The following is a 3,123-nucleotide window of genomic DNA, read 5'->3' as shown; positions in this document are numbered from 1 at the left end:
GAGCCGGCCGTCATGGTCAGCGCCATACCGCCCCTAGCCTTTTCGGCGTGGTAGAGCCGGTAGCGCTGTTTCGGCATGCCATCCTCGGAATAGGCCGGCTCGTGGCTGGTCGACATCACCCGATTCTTCAGCGTCAGATGCTTGAGCTGGTAGGGCTGGAGAAGCGGGTCGTTGCTGGTCATCGTCTTCCTGCTTTTTCAAATTGTGCTAATGAGCGCGGCAAATTCGAAGGACAACCGCCCATGGTCGATACCAAAACCCTTACCCAGCTCGGCGCCCATGTCGAGACGCCACAGAGCCCCGAAGCAGCAGTCCTGGAGACCGTGCCGTTTTCGCGCGGCGACGGTCCGCCGGCGATCGTTCGCTTCACCTGCCCGGAGTTCACCTCGCTGTGCCCGGTGACCGGCCAGCCGGATTTCGCCCATATCGTCATCGACTATGCACCCGATGCGGCTTTGGTGGAATCGAAGTCGCTGAAGCTGTTCATGACCTCGTTTCGCAACCATGGCGCCTTCCATGAAGATTGTACCGTCATGATCGGCCGCCGCATCGTGGCAGCAACCAAGCCGCTGTGGTTGCGTATAGGCGGCTATTGGTATCCGCGCGGCGGCATTCCGATCGATGTGTTCTGGCAGACCGGCGCGCCACCGGAAGGCGCCTGGCTGCCCGACACCGGTGTSGCGCCYTATCGCGGGCGCGGCTGAACTGATGTCAACCATTGCCGGCACCCGTCAGGCATAGCCTCGTCGCCAGGAAGGGAAGGACGGCATCGCGGTAGCGTGGCAGGTCGTAGCGCAGCAGGTCGACATGGCCTGCCCCTTCGAACCAGACCAGTTGCGAGCCGGTGGCGGCGTTTTGCAGCGCCATCACCTGGCCACGATCGATGAACGGATCGACGCTGCCCGCAAGCAGCATCAGGGGTGCACCGATCTTGCCGAGGCGATCGACCGGCCTGACGTCGTCGGCGCTCAAGCCGAGACGAACCGGCATCTGCGCCAAAAGCACATCGGCCTGGAAACCGCGCCAGAAGTGGAAAGGCATGCGCCATGCCGTGGTCTCGCGCAAACTCGCGTAGAGCTGCTCCAGCACATAGGCATCGGCAGGCGCTTGCTGTGCGGCAAAGACGAATGCCGTGGCACCCAGCGATGAGCCGGACGCCCCAAGTTTCTGGCCGGGGAAGCGTTGCCTGGCAAAGGCAATGATGCGGGCGGCGTCCTGCCCTTCGCTGTAGCCGAAGCCTTGAGTGGCGCCGCCGCTCTCGCCGTGCCCGGACAGGTCGAACAGGATGACGGAATAGCCGGCGCCGAACAAAAGCTTCGCCCTTTGAACCAAGGCCAGCCTGTTAGCGCCGCGCCCATGCAGCAGCACAATCGCGCCGCAACTGCCCTTTCGATCGGCTACCCAGCCGACAAGCTCGGGCGCATCGGCCTGATCGAGCACAACCCGCTCGACGGGAAAGTCGCCAGGCGCCACCAGAGCTTGCCGGGGCTGGCGTGCGATCAGCAGGGTGCCGATGTGCCAGTCGAACACGCCTGCGGCAGCGCCGAGCCCGACCAGCACGATCGCGAGCCACAAGCGAAGCTTCATTGCCGGTTCATTCGCACTGATATTGGCTGAGCGCCCACTCGCCGGTCACCGACAGCAGGTCCGATATCTTCCAGTCGCCATCGACCTTTTTCAGCTTCCACTCCAGCCGGTGCTGATGGCCTTCGACGACGAAGGCGACGACCACCTTGGCTTGATCGCCGTTCACGGCCTCGATGCTCTTCAGGCTCTTGTCGATTGCGAGCTTATCGTAATCGGCATTGTCCAGCGCCATGTTGGGATCGAGGCATTCGCCCTGCCCGGATTTGCGCAGCGCGTCGCTCTTATCGAGCACGGTTTTCGCCGGATCGATGAAATGGCTGCGCTGCGCCGGATCGATCTCCAGCCCAACCTGATTGTAGAACGGCCGCACCACCGCCGTCGGCGATCCCGGCTGGATGGGCGCGGCGGGGGCGCTGGGCGGCCAGGCAACCGGCGGCGTTGCCGGCTCCACCGCACCGCCCGGTGCGTTGGCGGGCGGCGTCCCGCTGTCGGCAGGAGCGCTAGCCGAGGGCGCGCCGTTGGCCGGAGCGTTTGCCGGGGGCGCGCCAAACAGCCCTTGCGCCACAGCGCTGCCACCTGCTGCCACGGATAACATGCCAGCGATCGACAAAGCCACGAGACTGAAGCGGAAGGCTGCATTGCGGGATCCGGTCGGCGACGCGGTCGGGTTGGCTGAGAATCCAGCCGATGGCCTTCGGGCCCGATTCATGGACATGCTGAACTCACTGGCGCGAATAGCCCCAGACCGCCTCAATTGCTTGCTCGCGCAGTCGCCTGCGCGGAGCATTTTCGTGGGTTCACGCAGTCATCCCGCGCCCGCCGTTGCTGTCAACAGCTATTTCTGCGGAATGGTCGGTGGATTGGGACCATCTGCCGTGTTGCCGTTGAGCTGGTTGGTGCCGTAGGACGAAATCACGCCGCCATTGACGATGGCCGTTCCGGTCGCGTTGCCGGAGATGGTCGATCTGCCGACGCGGATTGTCGCATTCGCTCCGTCGACGCGCAGGCCGCCTGCCGCACCGTTGTTGGCCACGGTAACGCCGTCGACCATGAGGTTGATGGCCGGCCCGCCGCCCGGATTCAGGATGCTGATACCGGCATTGGTATTGCCCGAGACATTGCTGTTCACAATAGTCGTGTTCGAGCCACCGGTGTTGCTGGTGCCGTCCGCCTTCACCCCGGCTAGGTTGTTGTTCTCGATCGACGAGGTCTCGATGACGACCTTGGCGACGCCGGCACCGGTCGGCTGGATATGAATGCCGTCATTGTTGCCGGTGATGATTGTGTCGCGGACATAGAGTTCGGCTGTGCCAGACGGTGCGAACAAGATGCCGTTGCCGTTCCCGGCGCCAGCGCCAGTGTTGTCACGAATGACGCAATCCTCGACATGCAGCGCGGCGCCGGCAAGAAACCGGATTCCGTTGAGACCCGGACCAGCCGTCGCGCTGTCGATATCGAGACCACGAAGAACGATAACGTCAGTGGCCAACGCATTGACGATGATGCCATTTGTCGATGCGTTCAACACACCTGCCT

At 63.5% G+C, this 3,123-nt stretch carries 5 protein-coding genes; 1 reads left to right on the top strand and 4 read right to left on the bottom strand.

Features of this window, described 5'->3' with window-relative positions; translation table 11 throughout:
• A partial coding sequence (locus AC1DX0_RS33645; RefSeq protein WP_477358668.1) for a hypothetical protein occupies positions 1–182 on the bottom strand: 182 nt, incomplete at its 3' end.
• 60 nt (positions 183–242) lie between these two features.
• Between AC1DX0_RS33645 and queF the strand changes: the two genes are divergently transcribed.
• Positions 243–704, top strand: a complete 462-nt coding sequence (queF, locus tag AC1DX0_RS33640; protein ID WP_477219155.1) for a preQ(1) synthase — start codon at positions 243–245, stop codon at positions 702–704.
• A 7-nt stretch (positions 705–711) separates the two neighbouring features.
• Here queF and AC1DX0_RS33635 read toward each other — a convergent pair whose 3' ends face one another.
• The 3 genes from AC1DX0_RS33635 to AC1DX0_RS33625 all read right to left on the bottom strand — a co-directional run.
• Complete coding sequence (locus tag AC1DX0_RS33635) at positions 712–1,587, bottom strand: alpha/beta hydrolase (RefSeq protein ID WP_477219156.1); 876 nt, start codon at positions 1,585–1,587, stop codon at positions 712–714.
• A 7-nt stretch (positions 1,588–1,594) separates the two neighbouring features.
• Positions 1,595–2,182, bottom strand: coding sequence for a YqhG/Tai3 family protein (locus AC1DX0_RS33630; protein ID WP_477219157.1), 588 nt, complete (start codon positions 2,180–2,182; stop codon positions 1,595–1,597).
• Between the two features lie 240 nt (positions 2,183–2,422).
• Positions 2,423–3,123 (bottom strand): right-handed parallel beta-helix repeat-containing protein (locus AC1DX0_RS33625; RefSeq protein ID WP_477358666.1); only part of this gene is annotated, 701 nt, incomplete at its 5' end.

The organism is Mesorhizobium sp. P3_A9, assembly GCF_056402975.1.
Note: the sequence above shows the minus strand (reverse complement) of the source record. Positions and strands in the feature narration are given on the sequence as shown.

Coding starts and splice junctions, on each gene's coding strand:
- AC1DX0_RS33635 (WP_477219156.1), bottom strand. CDS start 1,587: ATGAAGCTTCGCTTGTGGCTCGCGATCGTGCTGGTCGGGCTCGGCGCT.
- AC1DX0_RS33630 (WP_477219157.1), bottom strand. CDS start 2,182: ATGTTATCCGTGGCAGCAGGTGGCAGCGCTGTGGCGCAAGGGCTGTTT.